Genomic DNA, 21030 nt, shown 5'->3' with positions numbered 1-21030 from the left:
GGTGTGTAAGCGCAGTAATGCGTTCAGCTAACCGATACTAATTGCCCGTAAGGCTTGATCCTATAACAAGTCTGTCTCGATGCCCGTTAGCGCTTTAGCGCTTACGGACATCGAGCGTCGAGTGCAAGGCACTCGACGTACGACGGTTGAAGTACCGCATACGTGTGAGATACAGCTCACAACCCAAAATTACTGCTTCTTCCAAGATTGGTTGCGCTGCGAAGCAACGCAACAACCCTCTTTGCCTGATGACCATAGCGAGTCGGTCCCACCCCTTCCCATCCCGAACAGGACCGTGAAACGACTCTACGCCGATGATAGTGCGGATTCCCGTGTGAAAGTAGGTAATCGTCAGGCTCCCTAAGCCAGAAACCCCCGCCCGACAAGGCGGGGGTTTTTGCATTTGCGCGGCGGAAATGCACTTGGTCCGGCGAAGCGCTATACAGCATGAGCCTGGAGCGTAGAAAACGTCGTCATGCCGCTAGTCCGACCGACCGAATTCCGATATTTCTCCGCCGCATCCCCCTCGTCAGACCGTGATCCGCAAGATCGGAAAAAAATCTGCCCGGAATGGCGCTCGATTCCTGTTCGCCAATCTTTTCAGCTCCCAGCGCCAGATAGAACGGCGCAGCATTGGGATCCGCTTCGATCACGAAGCTTTTGATTCCTCTCGCAGCGGCTTCGGCCTGAACTGATTCCCACAGCGCACGGGCGATGCCCTGGCCCATGTGATCGGGATGAACGAATAACCATCCGGGCGTCGGTCCATCCGAATCCAATGATGCTCGGACCCAGAACCCGATGATCGACTCGCCCGATTCCGCGACGTAACCGATCGCTCCTTCGATCGTCTCCGGCGAAATCGTAAGATCGTTTTGCCACAAGTCGAGCCATTCCTTCGGATAGCCCCAATGCGCCTTCGAAAGACGCGCCAATTGCGTGAGTTCGTCCGCGTCCGCGGCACGCGCAGGACGCACGGTAAATAGCTCGTTCATTTCGACTCTCGTCATGGCCGATACCACCATGGTCGGCGATTTCATCAGTGCATCATCCGGATCGCGGCGTCTCACCGCTCGATCGACAGCCGGGCCGCTCGCAGCAGCATTGCTTGCCGCGGCTCATCCGCACACGCTCGGCGCAGCTACATGATCTGCGATGCATGCCCGGCGATGACGCGCCAGTTGGCGCCCGATCGACGCCACAGGCGCGTATAGGCAAACGTGCCGGCGAATGCCGTGCCATCGAAATGACCGGCGAGGGTCGCGCGTGTCGTGGTCAGGATCATCCCGTCGATCGCGCATGCGCGCATTTCGTGAACATCGAGTGTGTCGAGACGCAGAAGCTTCGCGCGATGCGCGGCCAGATCGTCCTCTTTCGAGATGACCTGGCCGGTCGGGACTGTAAACACCAGATCGTCGTCGAGCAGCGCGTCGAGCACGTCGACATCGTTGGCCAGCATCGCGGCGCGCAGCGCGGTTTCGCTGGGTTCGATGACGGTACGGATTGCATCCATGTCAGGCCTCGCATCATTTCGGAAGGGAAGCGGTACGGCGACGACGAACGCAGCCTACCGCGCATTCGACAACGACTGACGCCGGATGAGCATCACCAGGCAGATGCCGATCGACGCGATGAGGTTGACGGCCGGATAGAACGCGACCGCGACACTCCACGTGCTCAGCGCCAGCAACGCCAGCGCGTACTTGAGTACGCACAGCGCGAAATAGGCGAGGCTCTCGCTCCACGGATCGCGGATCGTCTTGCGCACGGTCGGGCCGAGGCCGGCAAGCTCAATCAGCGTAACCAGGCAGATCGACACAGTCGGATCGTCGGTCAGCATCCACAGCGGAATGGCCGATAGCGCCGCGCACAGGAACAACCAGTCGAGGCCCGTCCAGCCGCGCTCGCCGCGAAACAGGCTGGCGATCAGCGTCAGAAAGCATGTGACGGCAATCGCTGCCGTGCACCATGTGGACGGTCCCGCGCCCGCGACGAACTGGCCGGCGGCCGCGATCGCCGTGACGACCGACCACACGAGCCACGTGAACAGATGCGGGCGGACGGTGCACCGGTAGATCGCGAGCGCGTAAGGAATCGCTGCCAGCAACGACACGGCCGTTCCGATCGCGCCGAAGATCGAAGCGGCGCTCTCAGCGGTATTCACCATCGACGCAACCTCGTTCGGACGGGCCGACCAGTATGTGGTCTGACGGAACGGGGTGCAACGTCATGCCACGCTCCGTGGTGCGGTGAGCGCTACGCAGAATCCCACCGGAACGCAAGGGCGGCCACGTGCTGAAGACGCTCGAGAACTGTCTCGGCGAGCAGACCTTGCACAAGGGGCTGGAGGCAGAGCCGGGCGTATCGACGGCACACGACGAGACGCTCCGCGTCCGCCGGCATTCACGATTCCGCCTTCGCCGCATGCACGTCGCGCCGAAATGCGCCGGGGCTCGTGCCCGTCCATTTCCGGAACGCGCGATGAAACGCGCTCGGCTCGGTGAAGCCGAGCTCGGCCGCGATTTCGGCGACGCTCAGCGTGTGCCCGCGCAGCAGCGACTGCGCGAGCGCACCGCGCAACTCGTCCTTGATCGCCGCGAAGCTTTGCCCTTCGCTGCGCAAACGCCGTCGCAGCGTCGCCGGTGTCGTGTCGAGGTACACGGCCAGCGTGTCGAAGTCGGGCCACTCGGCGGCCGGCCGCGCCTTCAGGTGCGCGCGCGTCTTCGCGACCCAGCCCGTGTCGTGCCGGTAGCGCACGAGCAGATTGCCGGGCGCGCCGCGCAGGAAGGTCTTCAGCGCCTGCTCCGAGCGGATCGTCGGCAGCGCGAGGTAGGCGGCATTGAACGCGAGCCGGCTGTCGGGCCGATCGAAATGCACGGGCACGCCGAAGAACTGGTGATAGTCGCTGCGCTGGCCGGGGCTCGGGCACGCGAAATCGATGCGCTGCAGCGGGATGCGCCGGCCGATCAGCCAGCACGCGACGCCGAGCAGGATCAGCCAGAACGTCCGGTACGCAAACGCCGGGTACGGCGCGCCCGATTGCGCCAGCACGATCTGCGCCTGCCCGTCCGCCACGACGAGCTCGCCGTGCGGCTCGTCGAGCACGACCCGCAGGAACTGCAGCGCGCGCCGCAGCGCCTTGTCGAGCGTGCCGGCATGCAGCACTGCATGGCACAGCAGCGTGAAACTGCCGCGCCGCATCGGGCGCGCGGCGAGCCCGAAAAATTCGTCATCGAGCGCGCCGGCAATCGCCAGCCACAGCCGGCCGTACTGTTGCGGCGTGACGGGCTCGCGCACGGCGGCCGGCAGCCCGGCGGCGCGAAGCACGGGCGCGGTAGGCAGACCATGCTGGCGCAGGCACGCGAGCGCATCGTCGACGAAATCCGGCGAAATCATCTGCGGCCCCATTTTCCCGCGTCCTCCCGACATGGCAAAAGCGATCACGATTCTAGATTCCGTTTGTCATTGATTGCAATGTAGCGGCTGTCTACTATCGATGTATCCCCGTCGCGCCCTGGCTCGACGGCGGCCATAACGAACAGGAGACGCGCATGCCCGAAGGAGCTACCGCCCGGCCGGTGCCGGCCTATGCCGACGCCGTGGCCCGGTTCAGTATCGAGACCGCCGCCGCGCAACTGAGCGGCGATCTGGAGCGCGGCCTGAACGCGTGTGTCGAATGCTGCGACCGCCACGCGAAGGCGGACGCGATCGCGCTCGACTGGATCGACGCCGCCGGGCAGCACCACCGCTTCACGTTCGCGCAGATGCAGGCGTTGTCGGCCCGGGTCGCTAACCTGCTCGTCGCCCAGGGCGTGAAGCCGGGCGACGTGGTGGCCGGCCTGCTGCCGCGCACGCCGGAGCTCGTCGCGACGATCCTCGGCACGTGGCGCGCGGGCGCCGTGTACCAGCCGCTGTTCACGGCGTTCGGCCCGAAGGCGATCGAGCATCGGCTGCGCATGAGCGGTGCGCGGCTCGTCGTGACCAACGTCGCGAATCGCATGAAGCTCGGAGAAATCGCCGATTGCCCGCCGGTGGCGACGGTGTGCGAAGCGAGCGACATGCTACCGGACGGCGACATCGATTTCCGGGCGGCGCTCGATGTGCAGCCCGATAGATTCGAGCCTGTGCTGCGCAAGGGGGCGGACCTGTTCATGATGATGTCGACGTCGGGCACGACAGGTCTGCCGAAGGGCGTGCCGGTGCCGCTGTATGCGTTGCTCGCGTTCGGCGCGTACATGCGCGAAGCGGTCGACCTGCGCGCCGCCGACCGGTTCTGGAATATCGCCGATCCGGGCTGGGCGTACGGCCTCTATTACGCGATCACGGGCCCGTTGCTGCTCGGTCATGCAACGACGCTCTACGAGGGCGGCTTCACGGTCGAGAGCACGTACGACGTGATCGAACGGCTCGGCATCACGAGCCTCGCGGGTTCGCCTACCGCGTACCGGATGCTGATGGCGGCCGGGACGGAAGCGGCCGCGCGCGTGAAGGGACAACTACGGGTGGTGAGCAGCGCGGGAGAACCGCTGAATCCGGAAGTCGTGCGCTGGTTCCACGCGGCGCTCGGCGCGCCGATCCACGATCACTACGGCCAGACCGAACTCGGCATGGTCGTGAACAACCATCACGGCCTCACGCATGTCGTGCACGTCGGTTCGGCCGGCCTCGCGCTGCCCGGCTATCGTGTCGCGGTGCTCGACGAAGCCGGCCGCGAGCTCGGCCCCGGCGAGCCGGGCACCCTCGCGATCGACATCGCGCGCTCGCCGCTGCTGTGGTTCTCCGGCTACTGGCAGCAGGACACGCCGGCGATCTCCGGCGGCTACTACCGGACCGGCGACAACGTCGAGCTGGAGCCGGACGGCACCGTGAGCTTCATCGGGCGCTCGGACGACGTGATCACGTCGTCGGGTTACCGGATCGGCCCGTTCGACGTGGAAAGCGCGCTGATCGAGCATCCGGCGGTCAGCGAGGCTGCCGTGATCGGCGTACCCGACCCTGAGCGCACTGAAATCGTGAAGGCGTTCGTCGTCCTGTCGAAAGGGTTCGACGGCACGCCGGAACTGGCCGAGGAATTGAGTCTGCACGTGAAGCGGCGGCTGTCCGCTCACGCTTATCCGCGCGCGATCGACTTCGTCGACGCGCTGCCGAAAACCCCGAGCGGCAAGATCCAGCGCTTCGTGTTGCGCAAGATGGAAGCCGAGAAGGCCGCTCAACGCTGATTATGGACTGCGAATGAATATCAAGGATCGCGTTTTTCTGATTACGGGCGCAGGTTCCGGCCTCGGCGCCGCGGTGGCGCGCATGGTCGTCGCGCAAGGCGGCAAGGCCGTGCTGCTGGATGTCAACGAAGAAGCGGGCGCGAGCCTCGCGAACGAACTCGGCGAGGCCGCGCGGTTCGTGAAGACCGACGTGACGAGCGAAGCCGACGGTCAGGCGGCGGTCGCCACCGCGCGTGACGCGTTCGGCCGTGTCGACGTGCTCGTCAATTGCGCGGGCGTCGCGCCGGGCGAGAAGGTCGTGGGCCGCGACGGCCCGCATTCGCTCGACCGCTTCGTGCGCGCGGTGTCAATCAACCTAGTCGGCACGTTCAACATGATCCGGCTGGCGGCCGAAGCGATGTCGAAGCAGGACGCCGACGCGGAAGGCGAGCGCGGCGTGATCGTCAATACGGCATCGGTCGCGGCGTTCGATGGGCAGATCGGACAGGCCGCGTATGCGGCGTCGAAGAGCGGCGTGGTGGGCATGACGCTGCCGATCGCACGCGAGCTCGCGCGCTTCGGCATTCGCGTCGTGACGGTCGCGCCCGGCATCTTCGCGACGCCGATGATGGCCGGCATGCCGCAGGATGTGCAGGACGCGCTCGGCAAGAGCGTGCCGTTCCCGCCGCGGCTCGGCCGCCCGGAAGAATTTGCGGCACTGGTGCGCCACATCGTCGAGAACACGATGCTGAACGGCGAAGTCATCCGTCTCGATGGCGCGTTGCGGATGGCACCGCGCTGACACTGGAGGAAGCGAATCATGACGACTCAGGATCCGATCGTAATCGTGGGCGCGGCGCGCACGCCGATGGGTGGTTTTCAGGGCGACCTGGCGGCTGCCAGCGCGAGCGATCTCGGCGCGGTGGCGATTCGTGCCGCTCTCGAGCGCGCGAACGTGCCGGCCGAACGCATCGACGAAATCGTGTTCGGCTGCGTGCTGCCGGCCGGCCAGGGCCAGGCGCCCGCGCGACAGGCCGCGCTGAAGGCCGGACTGCCGCTTGCGGCGGGCGCGACCACGGTCAACAAGATGTGCGGTTCGGGAATGAAGGCAGCGATGTTCGCGCACGACCTGCTGCTGGCGGGGTCGGCGGGCGTCGTCGTGGCGGGCGGGATGGAGAGCATGACGAATGCGCCTTACCTGCTGCCGAAGGCGCGCGCGGGCATGCGCATGGGGCATGGGCAAGTGCTGGACCACATGTTCCTCGACGGGCTCGAGGACGCCTATGAAAAGGGCCGCCTGATGGGCACGTTCGCCGAGGATTGCGCGCAGGCCTACCAGTTCACGCGCGAGGCGCAGGACGCGTTCGCGATTGCATCGCTCACGCGCGCACAGCGCGCGATCGCGGAAGGGCACTTCGTGTCGGAAATCGCGCCGGTGACCGTGAAGGCCGGCAAGACGGAAAGCGTCGTGTCGATCGACGAGCAGCCGGGCAAGGCGAAACTCGACAAGATTCCGACGCTGAAGCCGGCGTTTCGCGACGGCGGCACGGTGACGGCCGCGAACGCGTCGTCGATCTCGGACGGCGCGGCCGCGCTCGTGATGATGCGCCGCTCGGAAGCCGAGCGCCTCGGCCTCACGCCGAAGGCCGTGATCGTCGGGCATTCGACTTATGCGGACAAGCCCGGCCTGTTCGCGACCGCGCCGATCGGCGCGCTGCGCAAGCTGTCGGAGAAAACCGGCTGGAACCTGCGCGACGTCGACCTGTTCGAGATCAACGAAGCGTTCGCGGTGGTGCCGATGGCCGCGATGCGCGACCTCGACCTACCGCACGAGAAGGTCAACGTACACGGCGGCGCGTGCGCGCTCGGGCATCCTATCGGCGCATCCGGTGCGCGCGTGATGGTGACGCTGCTGGCCGCGCTCGAAACCTATGGCCTGAAGCGCGGTATCGCATCGCTGTGCATCGGCGGCGGCGAAGCGACGGCCGTCGCGATCGAGCGCATCGCGTAACGCATCGTTCGCACGCAAGCCAGCGCCGACACGGGCGGCGCGCATCGCACGGAACATCCCCGTGTGGTGCGCGCCGCCCGTTTTTATTCGACGGATCGTCGTGTCGCGTTACGACTTCGCATGCGGCGACACCGCGCCGCACGCGCGAATCACGAGTTGCACGACCTGCTCGGTCTTTTCGTCGAACGCCTTCTTCGTGAACGCGCGCTTGCCGCTCAGCGCGCGAATCTGCGCATCGAAATCCGCATAGTGCTGCGTGGTCGCCCAGATCAGGTACATCAGCGCATGCGGGTCGATCGGCGCGAGCAGGCCGCGCGCGATCCAGCCTTCGATCACCTTGATGCGCGTGTCGAACCACGGCTTCACGCGTTGCGACAGGATGTCCTGCATGTGCTCCGCGCCGTGGATGATCTCGTTGGCCCAGACCTTCGACCCGAGCGGGCGCCGCTGCGACAGCGCCATTTTCGCGCGCACGTAGCCGCCGATCGCCTCCACCGGATCGTCGCCGGCCTCGAACGAGCCGGCCGCGCGATGCCAGTCCTCGAACAGGTCGTCGAGCACGCGGCGGTACAGCGCGAGCTTGGTCGGGAAGTAGTAGTGCACATTCGCCTTCGGCAGGCCGGCGCGCTCCGCGATCATCGCGGTGCTGGCGCCGGCGAGCCCGCGTTCCGCGAATACGGCTTCCGCGCACGCGAGCAGATGCGCTTCGTTGGACTCGCGAATGTGCGCCTTGCGTCGCCGCAAAGGCGCCGGCGTTTCGTCCCGGTCGGTGGCTGCGATTGTCGCCTCGTCATGTCTCATCGTTACCCTCGCGCGGCGGGCATGCCGCGTTGGGCTTCATTCTAGCCGCTGATTCGCGTCGCGCACACGCGCGGGGATGCCGCCGCTCCACGACGATGCTGCGTTGCGATGGCACGTTTCTCGCTCAGGTGCGTCGCGCAAGAAAGACGTTGCGCTGCTCATTTTGATCGTCTAAAACCTGTCCAATCGGACAGGATTTAACGCGTTTCGCGAACCGGCGGAGCATGCACCGCATCCGGGCGGCGTGCCCCGAAACAGGCCTCGCGTGCACCGGCACGGACCGGGCCGACGACATCACCGACCCCACAGGAGCGATACGAATGAACGCAGTATCGGAAACAGTGAAGCGGGCAGCTTTCGACACGTCGATCAAGGTCGACGGCAAGCGGTTGTGGGAGAGCCTGATGGAGGTCGCGAAAATCGGCGCGACACCGAAAGGCGGCGTGTGCCGACTCGCGCTGACCGATCTCGACAAGGCCGGCCGCGACCTGATCGTCGGCTGGGCGAAGGCCGCCGGCTGCACGGTGACGGTCGATACGATGGGCAACGTGTTCATGCGCCGCGCGGGCCGCGTGGCCGACGCGGCGCCGGTCGTCACGGGCTCGCACGCGGATTCGCAGCCGACCGGCGGGCGCTTCGACGGCATCTACGGCGTGCTCGGCGGCCTCGAGGTGATTCGCAGTCTCAACGATCACGGCATCGAGACCGAGCATCCAGTCGAGGTCGTGATCTGGACCAACGAGGAGGGCTCGCGCTTCGCGCCCGCGATGGTCGCGTCGGGCGTGTTCGCGGGCGTGTTTCCGCTCGAATACGGGCTGTCTCGCAAGGACGTCGACGGCAAGACGATCGGCGAGGAACTGGCGCGCATCGGCTACGCAGGCGACGTGCCGTGCGGCGGGCGCAAGCTGCATGCGGCATTCGAGCTGCATATCGAGCAGGGCCCGATTCTCGAAGCGGAATGCAAGACGATCGGCGTCGTGACCGACGCGCAGGGGCAGCGGTGGTACGAGATCACGTTCACCGGCCAGGAAGCGCACGCGGGGCCGACGCCGATGCCGCGCCGCCGCGACGCGTTGCTCGGCGCGTCGCGCGTGGTCGATCTCGTCAACCGGATCGGCCTCGATCATGCGCCGTTCGGTTGCGCGACGGTCGGCATGATGCAGGTCCACCCGAACTCGCGCAACGTGATTCCCGGCCGCGTGTTCTTCACCGTCGATTTCCGTCATCCGGACGACGCGGTGCTCGCGAAGATGGATGCGGCGCTGCGCGACGGCGTCGCGCGCATCGCGGCCGACATCGGGCTCGACACCGAGCTCGAGCAGATTTTCTATTACAAGCCGGTTGCGTTCGATCCCGCATGCGTCGCGGCCGTGCGCGACGCGGCCGATCGCTTCGGCTACTCGCATCGCGACATCGTGTCGGGCGCGGGCCACGACGCGTGCTATCTGGCGCAGGTCGCGCCGACGTCGATGGTGTTCGTGCCCTGCGTCGACGGCATCAGCCACAACGAGATCGAGGACGCGACGCCCGCATGGATCGAGGCTGGCGCGAACGTGCTGCTGCACGCGATGCTCTCGCGCGCATGCGAGCCGGCTTCATGACGGACCGACCGTAGCAGCCGCGAGGCTGCCTGTCGTTTGAAATTCGCAGGCCTAAGCATGACCGCCCCGACTGTGCATTCGCAGCCGGCGGGGACGGCTTTGTCTCCACCCAGTCGAAGGAACGCGTATGACCACCAAGCCAACCGGCGATATCGCCGCGCATCGCCTGTCGTCCACGCAACTCTCGTGCGAGTTCGCCGATATCGCGCCGCTGCTCGATCCGACTGCCGCGGCGGCCGCCGCGAGCCGCTGCCATTACTGCTACGACGCGCCGTGCGTGAACGCGTGCCCGACGCAGATCGACATTCCGAGCTTCATCCGCAAGATCGGCAACGGCAACCTGAAAGGCGCGGCGATGGACATCCTGTCCGCGAATCCACTCGGCGGGATGTGCGCACGTGTGTGCCCGACGGAGATCCTGTGTGAAGGTGCATGCGTGCGCAACCATCAGGATGCGCAGCCGGTCGCGATCGGCGCGCTGCAGCGGCACGCGACCGACTGGGTGATGCAGACCGGCGCGGTGCAGTTCCGGCGCGCGCCCGAGACGGGCCGCCAAGTGGCGGTGGTCGGCGCGGGGCCGGCCGGGCTCGCGTGCGCGCACCGGCTCGCACTCGCCGGGCACCGCGTCACGCTGTTCGACGCGCGCCCGAAGGCCGGGGGCCTCAACGAATACGGGATCGCCGCATACAAGACCGTCGACGATTTCGCGCAACGCGAAGTCGAGTGGCTGCTGTCGGTGGGCGGCATCGCGCTGGAAACGGGCGTGGCGCTCGGACGCGACGTGACGCTCGACGCGCTGCGCGAGCAGCACGACGCGGTATTCCTCGCGATGGGGCTCGGCGGCGTGCGTGCGCTCGCGATCGACGGCGAGCAACTGCGCGGCGTGATGAACGCGGTCGATTTCATCGAGCAGGTGCGGCAGGCCGACGAGCTCGCGAACGTGCCGGTCGGGCGGCGCGTGGTCGTGATCGGCGGCGGCAATACGGCGATCGATGCGGCGGTGCAGAGCCGCAAGCTCGGCGCCGAGCGCGTGACGATGGTGTACCGGCGCGGCGTGGACGCGATGAGCGCGACGTGGGCCGAGCGCGAGTTCGCGCAGAAGAGCGGCGTCACGCTCGTCACGCACGCGAAGCCGGTGCGCATGGCGGGCACGAACGGGCAGGTGACCGGTGTCGAATTCGAGGCCGCATCGGGCGAGCGCTTCACCGTCGACGCGGACATGGTACTGAAGGCGATTGGCCAGACGCTCGTGCCGGACGGTATCGCGGCCATGTTGCTGACCGCGGACGGCACGCGTATCGCGGTGGATGCGGACGGGCGCACGGCACTGCCGGACGTGTGGGCGGGCGGCGACTGCGCGGCGACCGACGGCGTCGATCTCACGGTACAGGCCGTGCAGGACGGCAAGCGCGCGGCCGCGTCGATCGACGCGGCGCTCGCCGCGCGCGCCGCGAAGGCGGCCTGAACGCGGCACACCGCCGGCACACCGAACACGATCCCTTCTCACGGAGCCGAACATGGCCGATCTTCGCTGCACCATCGCAGGCATCGCCTCGCCGAACCCCTTCTGGCTGGCGTCCGCGCCGCCCACCGACAAGGCCTACAACGTCAATCGCGCCTTCGAGGCGGGCTGGGGCGGTGTCGTCTGGAAGACGCTCGGGCTCGATCCGCACGTCGTCAACGTCAGTTCGCGCTATGGCGCGGTGCAGTGGAACGGCCAGCGCATCGCGGGGCTGAACAACATCGAGTTGATCACCGACCGTCCGCTCGACGTGAACCTGAGAGAAATCGCGCAGGTGAAGCGCGACTGGCCGGACCGTGCGTTGATCGTGTCGCTGATGGTGCCGTGCAACGAGCGCGACTGGAAATGGATCCTGCCGCTCGTCGAGGATACCGGCGCCGATGCGGTCGAACTGAACTTCGGCTGCCCGCACGGGATGAGCGAGCGCGGGATGGGCGCGGCGGTTGGGCAGGTGCCCGAATACGTCGAGATGGTCACGCGCTGGGTGAAGGAAGGCACGAAGCTGCCATGCCTCGTGAAACTCACGCCGAACATCAGCGACATCCGCATGGGGTCGCGCGCCGCGTACAAGGGCGGCGCGGACGGCGTGTCGCTGATCAACACGATCAACTCGATCGTCGCGGTCGATCTCGACCAGATGGCGCCGGTGCCGACCGTCGACGGCAAGGGCACGCACGGCGGCTATTGCGGCCCGGCGGTCAAGCCGATCGCGCTGAACATGGTCGCGGAGATCGCACGCGATCCGGAAACGCCGAACCTGCCGATCTCGGGCATCGGCGGCATCTCGTCATGGCGCGACGCGGCCGAGTTCATGGTGCTCGGCGCCGGCAGCGTGCAGGTGTGCACCGCCGCGATGCATTACGGCTTCCGGATCGTGTCGGATCTCGCCGACGGGTTGTCGAACTGGATGGACGAGAAGGGCTACGCGACGCTCGACGACATCCGCGGCCGCGCGGTGCCGAACGTGACCGACTGGAAATACCTGAACCTGAAGTACGACATCAAGGCGCGCATCGACCAGGACCGCTGCATCCAGTGCGGGCTGTGCCATATCGCGTGCGAGGACACGTCGCATCAGGCGATCACGGCGACGAAGGACGGCGTGCGGCATTTCGAAGTGATCGATTCGGAGTGCGTCGGGTGCAATCTTTGCATGCATGTGTGTCCGGTCGAGCAATGCATCACGATGGAGCGCGTCGATTCGGGCGACTACGCGAACTGGACCACGCATCCGAACAATCCGGCGAGCGCGGATGCCGGTGCGAGCGGCGGCCCGGCGGCCGCGCCCGAGAAGCACGCGAAGGCGGCCTGACCGGCGTCCGGCGGCGCGGGAGGTGCCGCGCCGCCGCTTTTCGTTTCCCCGGGCCGGCATCGCACGATGCCGGCGCCGACGTTTTCGTGGAGTGCGATCGATGAAATCCGCAGCGAATCCCGCCGATCCCGACAGCGCCGTGGCGCACGGCGGCAGCCTGTACAACGACGACCTCGCGCCGACGACGCCGGCGCAGCGCACGTGGAAGTGGTACCACTTCGCGGCGCTGTGGGTCGGGATGGTGATGAACATCGCGTCGTACATGCTCGCGGCCGGGCTGATCCAGGAAGGCATGTCGCCGTGGCAGGCGGTGACGACGGTGCTGCTCGGCAACCTGATCGTGCTCGTGCCGATGCTGCTGATCGGCCATGCGGGCGCGAAGCACGGAATTCCGTACGCGGTGCTCGTGCGCGCGTCGTTCGGCACGCAGGGCGCGAAGCTGCCGGCGCTGTTGCGCGCGATCGTCGCCTGCGGCTGGTACGGCATCCAGACCTGGCTCGGCGGCAGCGCGATCTACACGCTGCTGAACATCCTGACCGGCAATGCGCTGCACGGCGCGGCGCTGCCGCTCGTCGGCATCTCGTTCGGGCAGCTCGCGTGCTTCCTCGTGTTCTGGGCGCTGCAGCTGTACTTCATCCTGCACGGCACGGATTCGATCCGCTGGCTCGAAAGCTGGTCCGCGCCGATCAAGGTCGTGATGTGCGTGGCGCTCGTGTGGTGGGCGACGTCGAAGGCGGGCGGGTTCGGCTCGATGCTGTCGGCGCCGTCGCAATTCGCGGCGGGCGGCAAGAAGGCCGGGCTGTTCTGGGCGACCTTCTGGCCGGGCTTGACCGCGATGGTCGGCTTCTGGGCGACGCTCGCGCTGAACATCCCCGATTTCACGCGCTTCGCGCGTTCGCAGCGCGACCAGATGATCGGGCAGTCGATCGGGTTGCCGCTGCCGATGGCGCTGCTGTCGGTGGTGTCGGTCGTCGTGACGTCGGCGACCGTCGTGATCTACGGCAACGCGATCTGGGATCCGATCGACCTGACGAGCCGGATGACCGGCATCGGTGTCGGCATCGCGCTCGTGATCCTCACGCTCGACACGATGTGCTGCAACCTCGCCGCGAATCTCGTCGGTCCTGCATACGATTTTTCGAGCTTGTGGCCGAAGGCGATCTCGTACCGCGCGGGCGGGATGATTACCGCGACGATCGCGATCGTGATGATGCCGTGGAAGATCCTCGCGACGACGGACGGCTATATCTTCACCTGGCTCGTCGGCTATTCGGCGCTGCTCGGGCCGGTCGCGGGCATCCTGATGGTCGACTATTTCCTGATTCGCGGCACGCAGCTCGATACGCGCGCATTGTTCGACGAGGGCGGCGACTTCAGCTACGCGCGCGGCTGGAACCCGGCCGCGCTGGTCGCGCTCGCGGTCGGCGTGCTGCCGAACCTGCCGGGCTTCCTGCACACGGCGTTTCCGGCGTCGTTCCCGAACGTGCCGGCGTTTTTCAACACGCTTTACACGTATGCGTGGTTCGTCGGCCTCGTGCTGGCGTCCGGCGTGTACGGCACCTGGATGAAGCGGCGCGCCGGACAGCGCGCGCAGATCGCGAGCGCATGACGCGCGAGCCGGAGGCGACTCGCGCGCGGCGTGCGGCACCCGACAGTCAACGAGGAGGCAACGAAATGGCAATCCTGATTCGTGGCGGCACCGTGGTCGATGCGGACCGTTCCTATCGTGCGGACGTACTCTGCGCGGACCCGCAGGACGGCGGCACGATCCTGCAGATTGCAGAGCGGATCGACGCGCCGGCCGGCGCAACCGTCGTGGACGCGCACGACCAGTACGTGATGCCGGGCGGCATCGATCCGCATACGCACATGGAGTTGCCGTTCATGGGCACGACCGCGAGCGACGATTTCTACTCGGGCACCGCTGCCGGATTGTCGGGCGGCACGACGAGCATCATCGACTTCGTGATTCCCAGCCCGAAGCAGCCGCTGATGGATGCATTCCGCGAATGGCGCGGCTGGGCCGAGAAATCGGCGTCCGACTACGGCTTTCACGTCGCCGTGACGTGGTGGGACGACAGCGTGCACCGCGACATGGGCACGCTCGTGCGCGAGCACGGCGTGTCGAGCTTCAAGCATTTCATGGCGTACAAGAACGCGATCATGGCCGACGACGAGATTCTCGTGAACAGCTTCACGCGTTCGCTCGAACTCGGTGCGCTGCCGACCGTGCATGCGGAGAACGGCGAACTCGTGTTCCAACTGCAAAAGGCGCTGCTCGCGCGCGGCATGACGGGCCCGGAGGCGCATCCGCTGTCGCGGCCGCCGGAGGTGGAGGGCGAAGCCGCGAACCGTGCGATCCGTATCGCGCAGGTGCTCGGCGTGCCCGTGTATATCGTGCACGTGTCGGCGAAGGATGCTGTGGATGTAATCACGCGCGCGCGCAGCGAAGGGCTGCGCGTGTTCGGCGAAGTGTTGCCGGGCCACCTCGTGATCGACGAGGCCGTCTATCGCGATCCGGACTGGACGCGCGCGGCGGCCCACGTGATGAGCCCGCCGTTTCGCTCGGCGGAGCATCGCGAGGCGCTGTGGCGCGGGCTGCAGTCGGGGCAGCTGCATACGACGGCGACCGACCACTGCGTATTCTGCGCGTCGCAGAAGGCGATGGGCCGCAACGATTTCACGAAGATCCCGAACGGCTGCGGCGGCGTCGAGGATCGCATGTCGGTGCTGTGGCATCACGGCGTGAATCATGGCCGAATCACGCCGAACGAATTCGTGCGGATCACGTCGACGAACGCCGCACAGATCTTCAGCCTGTATCCGCGCAAGGGCGCCGTGCAGGTCGGCGCCGATGCCGACCTCGTCGTGTGGGACCCGGCCGCGACGAAGACGATCTCGGTGAAGACGCATCACCAGCAGGTCGACTTCAACGTGTTCGAGGGGATGACCGTGCAGGGCGTCGCGACGCACACGCTCACCCGAGGTGCGCTCGCGTGGGCCGACGGCGAATTGCGCGCGGTGCGCGGCGCGGGCCGCTACCTGAAGCGCCCGCCGGCGGCAGGCTACTACGAGGCGGCGCGGATCGCGAACCGTCTGCGCGAACCGCATCCGGTCGAGCGCGCGGGTTGAACGGCGCATGCCGTGCGGGGCGTATCCGTTCGGACGGCACGCCCCGCGCGTGTTCCGGATGGGTAGGTAGAACAACTGATCAAGCGGCCGGAGCGCGAAAAGAGAAACGATCGATGCCATTGATCGCGGCGATTTTGGCGACGTTGCCGGCGCGCATATCGAACGAGTAACATCCACCAACCCGATCACGCGGGTCGCGGGCACGGGCCGCCCGCCGGACAGTTCAAATAGTGAGAAAGGAGCACAAGGTGGATATTCTGCGCAGTCTCCTCGGTATGCTGTTTCTGTTGCTGGTCGCGTATCTGCTGTCGAACAACCGCCGCGCGGTCAGCGCGCGAACCATGATCGCCGCGTTGCTCACGCAGTTCGCGATCGGTGCGCTGGTGCTGTTCGTGCCGTCGGGGCGCGCGGCGCTGGCCGCGGCCGCGAACGGCGTCAATCGCGTGCTCGACATGGGCAATCACGGCATCGCGTTCGTGTTCGGCGGGCTGGTCGACGCACGGATGTTCCAGTTGTTCGGCGACGGCGGGTTCGTGTTCGGCCTGCGCGTGCTGCCGATGATCATCTTCGTCACCGCGCTGATCTCGGTGCTGTACTACATCGGCGTGATGAAGTGGATCGTCGCGATCCTCGGCGCGGGGCTTGCGAAGATACTCGGCGTGAGCCGCATCGAGGCGTGCTCGGCCGTCGCGACGATCTTCCTCGGGCAGAGCGAGATGCCCGCGCTCGTGAAGCCGTTCGTGCGCAACATGACGAGCGCCGAGATCTTCACGGTGATGGCGAGCGGCATGGCGTCGGTCGCGGGCTCGGTGCTGGTCGGCTACGCCGGCCTCGGCGTGAAGATGGAGTACCTGCTCGCCGCATCGTTCATGGCGGTGCCGGGCGGGCTGCTGTTCGGCAAGCTGCTGTTTCCGACCGTCGAGCCGAGCCGCGTGGTGGTCGATGGGCTCGATTTCGACGACAAGCGGGCCGCCAACGTGATCGAGGCGGCCGCATCCGGCGCATCGGTCGGCCTGCGGATCGCGATCAACGTCGGCGCGATGCTGATCGCGTTCGTCGGGCTCATCGCGCTGATGAACCTGATCGTCGGCGGCGCGGCCGCGTTCGCGGGCTTTCCGCAGGTCACGCTGGTCGGCATCATCGGCCACCTGTTCGCGCCGCTCGCGTGGATCATCGGCGTGCCATGGCACGATGCGGCGCTGGCCGGCAACTTCATCGGCGAGAAACTGATCTTCAACGAATTCGTTGCGTACGGCGACCTGTCGCCGTACCTGAAGGGCGGTGCGCACGCGGCGGCGGCCGGCCTCCAGGTGCTCGACGCGAAGACGCTCGCGATCGTGTCGTTCGCGCTGTGCGGCTTCGCGAACTTCTCGTCGATCGCGATTCTCGCGGGCGGCTTCAGCGCGGTCGCGCCCGAGCGCCGCTCGGACGTCGCGCGGCTCGGCTTGCGCGCGCTGACGGCCGCGACGCTGTCGAACCTGATGAGCGCGGCGATTGCCGGCCTGTTTTTCTCGCTGCATTGACCCGTGCAGCAGACTCCGATCGATCGAAGCGAGGCAACGATGTTTCTACCGCAGGAATTCATTCGCAGGAAGCGCGACGGGCAGCCGCTCGATCGCGACGGCATGGCCGCGTTCGTGCGCGGCGTGACCGACGGCAGCGTGACCGAAGGCCAGGTGGCCGCGTTCGCGATGGCCGTGTATTTCAACGACCTGAGCACGGACGAACGCGTCGCGCTGACGCTCGCGCAGCGCGATTCGGGCGACGTGCTCGACTGGCGTGCGCTCGATCTCGGCGGGCCGGTGATCGACAAGCATTCGACGGGCGGTGTCGGCGACGTCGTGTCGCTGATGCTCGGGCCGATGGTGGCCGCGTGCGGCGGCTACGTGCCGATGATCTCCGGGCGCGGGCTCGGCCATACCGGCGGTACGCTCGACAAGCTCAGCGCGATTCCCGGTTACGACGTGATGCCCGATACGGACGCGTTTCGCCGCACGGTGCGCGAGGTCGGCGTCGCGATCATCGGGCAGACCGCGCGGCTCGCGCCGGCCGACAAGCGCATCTATGCGATCCGCGACGTGACGGCGACCGTCGAATCGGTCGCGATGATCACCGCGTCGATCCTGTCGAAGAAACTCGCGGCAGGGCTCGACGGGCTCGTGATGGACGTCAAGGTCGGCTCCGGCGCGTTCATGCCGACCGCGGAGAAATCGGCGGAACTGGCGCGCAGCATCGTCGACGTCGGCAACGGCGCCGGCATGAAGACGACCGCGATTCTCACCGATATGAACCAGTCGCTCGCGCCGTGCGCAGGCAACGCGCTCGAGGTGGCGTGCGCGATCGACTACCTGACGGGCAAGTCGCGCCCCGCGCGCTTGCACGACGTGACGATGGCGCTGTCGGCCGAACTGCTCGTCACCGGCGGGCTGGCGCGCGATGCCGCTCACGCGCGCGAGCAGCTCCAGCACGCGCTCGATTCGGGCGCGGCGGCCGAGCGTTTCGCGCGCATGGTCGTCGCGCTCGGCGGCCCCGCCGACCTGATCGACGCGCCGGCACGGCATCTGGCGCGGGCCGCGGTGATCGTGCCGGTTCCGGCGCCCGCGGGCGGCGTGGTGCAGCGCGTCGATTGCCGCGCGCTCGGGCTCGCGGTGGTCGCGCTCGGCGGCGGCCGCACGCGTGCGGAGGACGCGATCGACGTCAGCGTCGGCCTGTCGGCGCTCGCGGAGATCGGGCAGCGTATCGGGGCCGGCGAGCCGCTCGGCTTCGTGCATGCCCGCGACGAAGCAGCCGCGGCCCACGCGGCGGATGCGATTCGCCGCAGCTACGTGCTCGGCGAGACCGGCGAAGCGCCGCCGACCCTTTACCGGCAGATCGGCTGACCCTGCCTCGGAGACCTCGATGGAACGAGACGAACTGATCGAACAGGCGAAGGCGGCGCGCGAGCGCGCGTATGCGCCGTATTCGCGCTTCAAGGTCGGCGCGGCGCTGCAGGCGCGCGACGGGACGGTTTTCCACGGCTGCAACGTCGAGAACGCGTCGTACGGACTGTGCAATTGCGCGGAACGCACGGCGCTGTTCGCGGCGATTGCCGCCGGTTATCGGCCGGGCGATTTCGCGCGGCTCGCGGTCGTCGGCGACACGGACGGACCGATCGCGCCGTGCGGCGCATGTCGTCAGGTGATCATCGAGATCGGCAAGCCCGATATCGAAGTGATTCTCGCCAACCTGAAAGGGGCCGTCGAGATCACGACGGCCCGCGCGTTGCTGCCGGGCGCGTTCACGCTGTAACGGCGCGCCGCATGCGTCGCCTCACGCGCCGTCGCGCGCGTCGCGGATCGGGATCACGGTGCGTGCGCCGCACTGGCGCAGCAGGTCGCGCAGCTCGTTGATGACCGGAAACACCTCGTGGTTCCAGTCGGCGCCCTGGCGATCGTGCGCTTCCTGTTCGCGCTCGACGATCCAGCGATCCTCGCGGAAGATGCGCTCGGTGAACCACACGAGCAGCGGCCATGCGAGATCGAGTGCGAACGGGATGCCGGGCTTGTGGATCGACAGCAGCCCGAACGTGCGGTTGGTGCGCTGCTCGGCGTCGAGCGGCACGTAGACGATCCACAGGTCCATCACGAGCGTGCCTTCGCTCGAGCGAATCTGCAGCGTCTGGTACGGATAGCCGGTGCGCACCGTCATCACGCTCTTGTTGGCCTGGTCGCCTGGCTTCTTGCTCGAACCGAACACGAGCGCCTCGCCGACCGGCTGCTTGCCTTCCATCCGTGCGAACGTGTAGTCGACCTCGACCCAGTCGTCGCCGCGGCGGCGGCCCACCGAGCGCGCGCGCATCTGCCCCATCTGCTTGCGATGCAGGAACTGATGGTTCATGTCCATCAGGTTCTCGTGCATGAACGAGTAGTGGCACTTGACCTCGCGGCCGAAGCGGCGCGTCTTGTACGCGCGGTTGTCCGCGGATTCGAGCGCGGGGAACGGTCGTGCTTCGGCGAGCGTGGCGTCGCCCGGGAACACGAAGATCAGCCCGTGCGCTTCGCGGCACGGATACGCGCGCACGCCGTTGGGCAAGCGCTCGCGGCCGAGGTAGGGCACGTCGACGCAGCGGCCGCTGTCGCACGCGTAGGTCCAGCCGTGGTAGCAGCAGCGCAGCGTCTCGCCGCTCACCACGCCCGCATGCAGCGGCACCTGGCGGTGCGCGCAACGATCTTCGAGCGCATACACGGCGCCCGATTCGGTGCGCACGAGCACGATCGGGTCGCCGGCGAAGCGCACGCCGAGCGTCTTGCCGCGCTTGAGCTCGCGCGACCACGCGAGCGGATACCAGTGATCCGGATGAATGGGCACGCGGCGCAGGTCGCGCACGACCGCGCCGGTGGACGGTTCTTCGAGGGTATTGCTGTCAGGCAAAGGCACTGCGCGCATGCGTGACGCCTCCTGGCTTGGCGGGTAGTCCGGACGCCGCATCATGCGGCGAGGATCAGGAGAAGTCTACGCGAAGTTGCCGGCCGCGGCGGACGCGATGCGGGTTTGCCCCGGCATCGCGTCCGCCGATTCGTTGATGCGGCGCAAAGAGGCCGCCGCCGGTGCGTGGCGTGGCGGCCCGCCGCGGCGGTGCGGCGGGCGGCATCCCGTCACGCAGCCGGGCGGGGGGCGCGAGCGGCTCACAAGCGCGCTTCGCGCCACAGCACCGCGTCGGCACGGTATAGCGCCGGGAAGCGCTGCTTCAGCCCGGCGACCTTCGGCAGGTCGTTGAACGCGATATACGGCGCATCCGGATGCAGTTCGAGGTAGTTCTGATGATAGGCCTCGGCCGGATAGAACCCCTTGTAGGCCTCGATGCGCGTGACCACGGGCGCCGGAAACACGCGCGCAGTGCCGAGCTGCGCGATGTACGCGGTCGCGACCGCGCGTTGCTGCGCGGTGGTCGGGAAGATCGCGGACCGGTACTGCGAGCCTTCGTCGGGGCCTTGCCGGTTCAGTTCGGTCGGATCGTGCGCGACGGAGAAGAACACCTGCAGCAGCCGGCCGTACGTGATCTGGGTCGGGTCGTAGACGATGCGCACCGATTCCGCGTGCCCCGTCAGCCCCGAGCCGACCAGCGCGTAGTGCGCGGTTTCGGACGCGCCGCCCGCGTAGCCTGCGGTGACCTGCTTCACGCCCTTCACGTGCTCGAACACGCCCTGGACACCCCAGAAGCAGCCGCCGGCGAGCACGGCCGTCTCGTCGTGCGACGCGCCGGGCGTTTCGTCGAGCGTCGGCGCGGGCACGGTGCGCATCGGCTCGGCGGAATTGACGATGCGCTGGTAGCCGAACACGGCGGCCGCCGCGACGGCGATGGCGCCGATGCGGCGCAGCATGGCCGCGCGCCGCTGTGCGGCGGCATCGCGGATAGGGATGGGGTTCATCCTTTGCTCCTTCGAAATGCGTCGGGAAATGTGTCGAGAAAAGCG

Annotated in this window: 17 protein-coding genes, 1 rRNA gene and 1 pseudogene; 12 read left to right on the top strand and 7 right to left on the bottom strand. The window is 67.3% G+C overall.

From position 1 onward, the window contains the following. The first annotated feature begins 244 nt into the window (after positions 1-244). A 5S ribosomal RNA gene (gene rrf / locus WS61_RS08795) occupies positions 245-357 on the top strand. Positions 358-529: 172 nt separating this feature from the next. Here the strand turns inward: rrf and WS61_RS08790 are convergent. From WS61_RS08790 to WS61_RS08775, 4 genes and pseudogenes are all read right to left on the bottom strand, one after another. Further along, a pseudogene (locus WS61_RS08790) lies at positions 530-995 on the bottom strand (GNAT family N-acetyltransferase). 146 nt (positions 996-1141) lie between these two features. Next, positions 1142-1513 carry a nuclear transport factor 2 family protein gene (locus WS61_RS08785; protein WP_059500119.1) on the bottom strand — a complete coding sequence of 124 codons (372 nt, stop codon included), beginning with the start codon at positions 1511-1513 and terminating at the stop codon, positions 1142-1144. Positions 1514-1567: 54 nt separating this feature from the next. Next, positions 1568-2167 (bottom strand): hypothetical protein, encoded by a 600-nt coding sequence (locus tag WS61_RS08780; RefSeq protein WP_059500118.1) that lies wholly within the window; start codon positions 2165-2167, stop codon positions 1568-1570. Between the two features lie 236 nt (positions 2168-2403). Continuing rightward, positions 2404-3408, bottom strand: a complete 1005-nt coding sequence (locus WS61_RS08775) for an AraC family transcriptional regulator (protein ID WP_059500117.1) — start codon at positions 3406-3408, stop codon at positions 2404-2406. Between the two features lie 143 nt (positions 3409-3551). On the opposite strand from WS61_RS08775, the gene WS61_RS08770 reads away from it, so the two are divergent. From WS61_RS08770 to WS61_RS08760, 3 genes are read left to right on the top strand one after another with little or no spacing between them, the layout of a single operon-like run. Next, complete coding sequence (locus WS61_RS08770; RefSeq protein WP_059500116.1) at positions 3552-5219, top strand: acyl-CoA synthetase; 1668 nt, start codon at positions 3552-3554, stop codon at positions 5217-5219. 13 nt (positions 5220-5232) lie between these two features. After that, a complete protein-coding gene (locus WS61_RS08765) occupies positions 5233-6000 on the top strand; it encodes a 3-hydroxyacyl-CoA dehydrogenase (protein ID WP_059500115.1) in 768 nt (255 codons plus the stop codon). An 18-nt stretch (positions 6001-6018) separates the two neighbouring features. After that, on the top strand, positions 6019-7209 hold the full coding sequence (locus WS61_RS08760; protein ID WP_059500114.1) for an acetyl-CoA C-acetyltransferase: 1191 nt from the start codon (positions 6019-6021) through the stop codon (positions 7207-7209). A gap of 108 nt (positions 7210-7317) precedes the next feature. Here the strand turns inward: WS61_RS08760 and WS61_RS08755 are convergent, their stop codons facing one another. Then, a complete protein-coding gene (locus tag WS61_RS08755; protein WP_059500113.1) occupies positions 7318-8010 on the bottom strand; it encodes a TetR/AcrR family transcriptional regulator in 693 nt (230 codons plus the stop codon). A 320-nt stretch (positions 8011-8330) separates the two neighbouring features. Between WS61_RS08755 and WS61_RS08750 the strand changes: the two genes are divergently transcribed. The 8 genes from WS61_RS08750 (at position 8331) to WS61_RS08715 (ending at position 18865) form a co-directional block, all read left to right on the top strand. Continuing rightward, complete coding sequence (locus WS61_RS08750) at positions 8331-9611, top strand: Zn-dependent hydrolase (protein ID WP_034209427.1); 1281 nt, start codon at positions 8331-8333, stop codon at positions 9609-9611. A gap of 127 nt (positions 9612-9738) precedes the next feature. After that, positions 9739-11076 (top strand): NAD(P)-dependent oxidoreductase, encoded by a 1338-nt coding sequence (locus WS61_RS08745; protein WP_059500112.1) that lies wholly within the window; start codon positions 9739-9741, stop codon positions 11074-11076. Between the two features lie 52 nt (positions 11077-11128). Further along, on the top strand, positions 11129-12445 hold the full coding sequence (gene preA / locus WS61_RS08740; RefSeq protein WP_059500111.1) for an NAD-dependent dihydropyrimidine dehydrogenase subunit PreA: 1317 nt from the start codon (positions 11129-11131) through the stop codon (positions 12443-12445). Positions 12446-12545: 100 nt separating this feature from the next. Continuing rightward, positions 12546-14054 carry an NCS1 family nucleobase:cation symporter-1 gene (locus WS61_RS08735; protein ID WP_059500110.1) on the top strand — a complete coding sequence of 503 codons (1509 nt, stop codon included), beginning with the start codon at positions 12546-12548 and terminating at the stop codon, positions 14052-14054. Between the two features lie 65 nt (positions 14055-14119). Further along, positions 14120-15577, top strand: a complete 1458-nt coding sequence (gene hydA, locus WS61_RS08730) for a dihydropyrimidinase (RefSeq protein ID WP_059500109.1) — start codon at positions 14120-14122, stop codon at positions 15575-15577. Positions 15578-15825: 248 nt separating this feature from the next. Further along, positions 15826-17100 carry a NupC/NupG family nucleoside CNT transporter gene (locus WS61_RS08725; protein WP_059500108.1) on the top strand — a complete coding sequence of 425 codons (1275 nt, stop codon included), beginning with the start codon at positions 15826-15828 and terminating at the stop codon, positions 17098-17100. A gap of 39 nt (positions 17101-17139) precedes the next feature. Further along, positions 17140-18456 (top strand): thymidine phosphorylase, encoded by a 1317-nt coding sequence (gene deoA, locus WS61_RS08720; protein WP_059500107.1) that lies wholly within the window; start codon positions 17140-17142, stop codon positions 18454-18456. A gap of 19 nt (positions 18457-18475) precedes the next feature. Next, positions 18476-18865 (top strand): cytidine deaminase, encoded by a 390-nt coding sequence (locus tag WS61_RS08715; protein ID WP_059500106.1) that lies wholly within the window; start codon positions 18476-18478, stop codon positions 18863-18865. Between the two features lie 21 nt (positions 18866-18886). Here the strand turns inward: WS61_RS08715 and WS61_RS08710 are convergent, their stop codons facing one another. Both WS61_RS08710 and msrA read right to left on the bottom strand, forming a co-directional pair. Beyond that, positions 18887-20002, bottom strand: a complete 1116-nt coding sequence (locus tag WS61_RS08710) for an aromatic ring-hydroxylating dioxygenase subunit alpha (protein ID WP_059500120.1) — start codon at positions 20000-20002, stop codon at positions 18887-18889. Positions 20003-20241: 239 nt separating this feature from the next. Further along, a complete protein-coding gene (msrA, locus tag WS61_RS08705) occupies positions 20242-20985 on the bottom strand; it encodes a peptide-methionine (S)-S-oxide reductase MsrA (protein WP_059500105.1) in 744 nt (247 codons plus the stop codon). Between the last annotated feature and the right edge of the window lie 45 nt (positions 20986-21030).

It is taken from the genome of Burkholderia sp. ABCPW 11 (assembly GCF_001523445.1).
Classification (GTDB): domain Bacteria; phylum Pseudomonadota; class Gammaproteobacteria; order Burkholderiales; family Burkholderiaceae; genus Burkholderia.
This window is presented reverse-complemented; position numbering and strand designations above follow the sequence as displayed.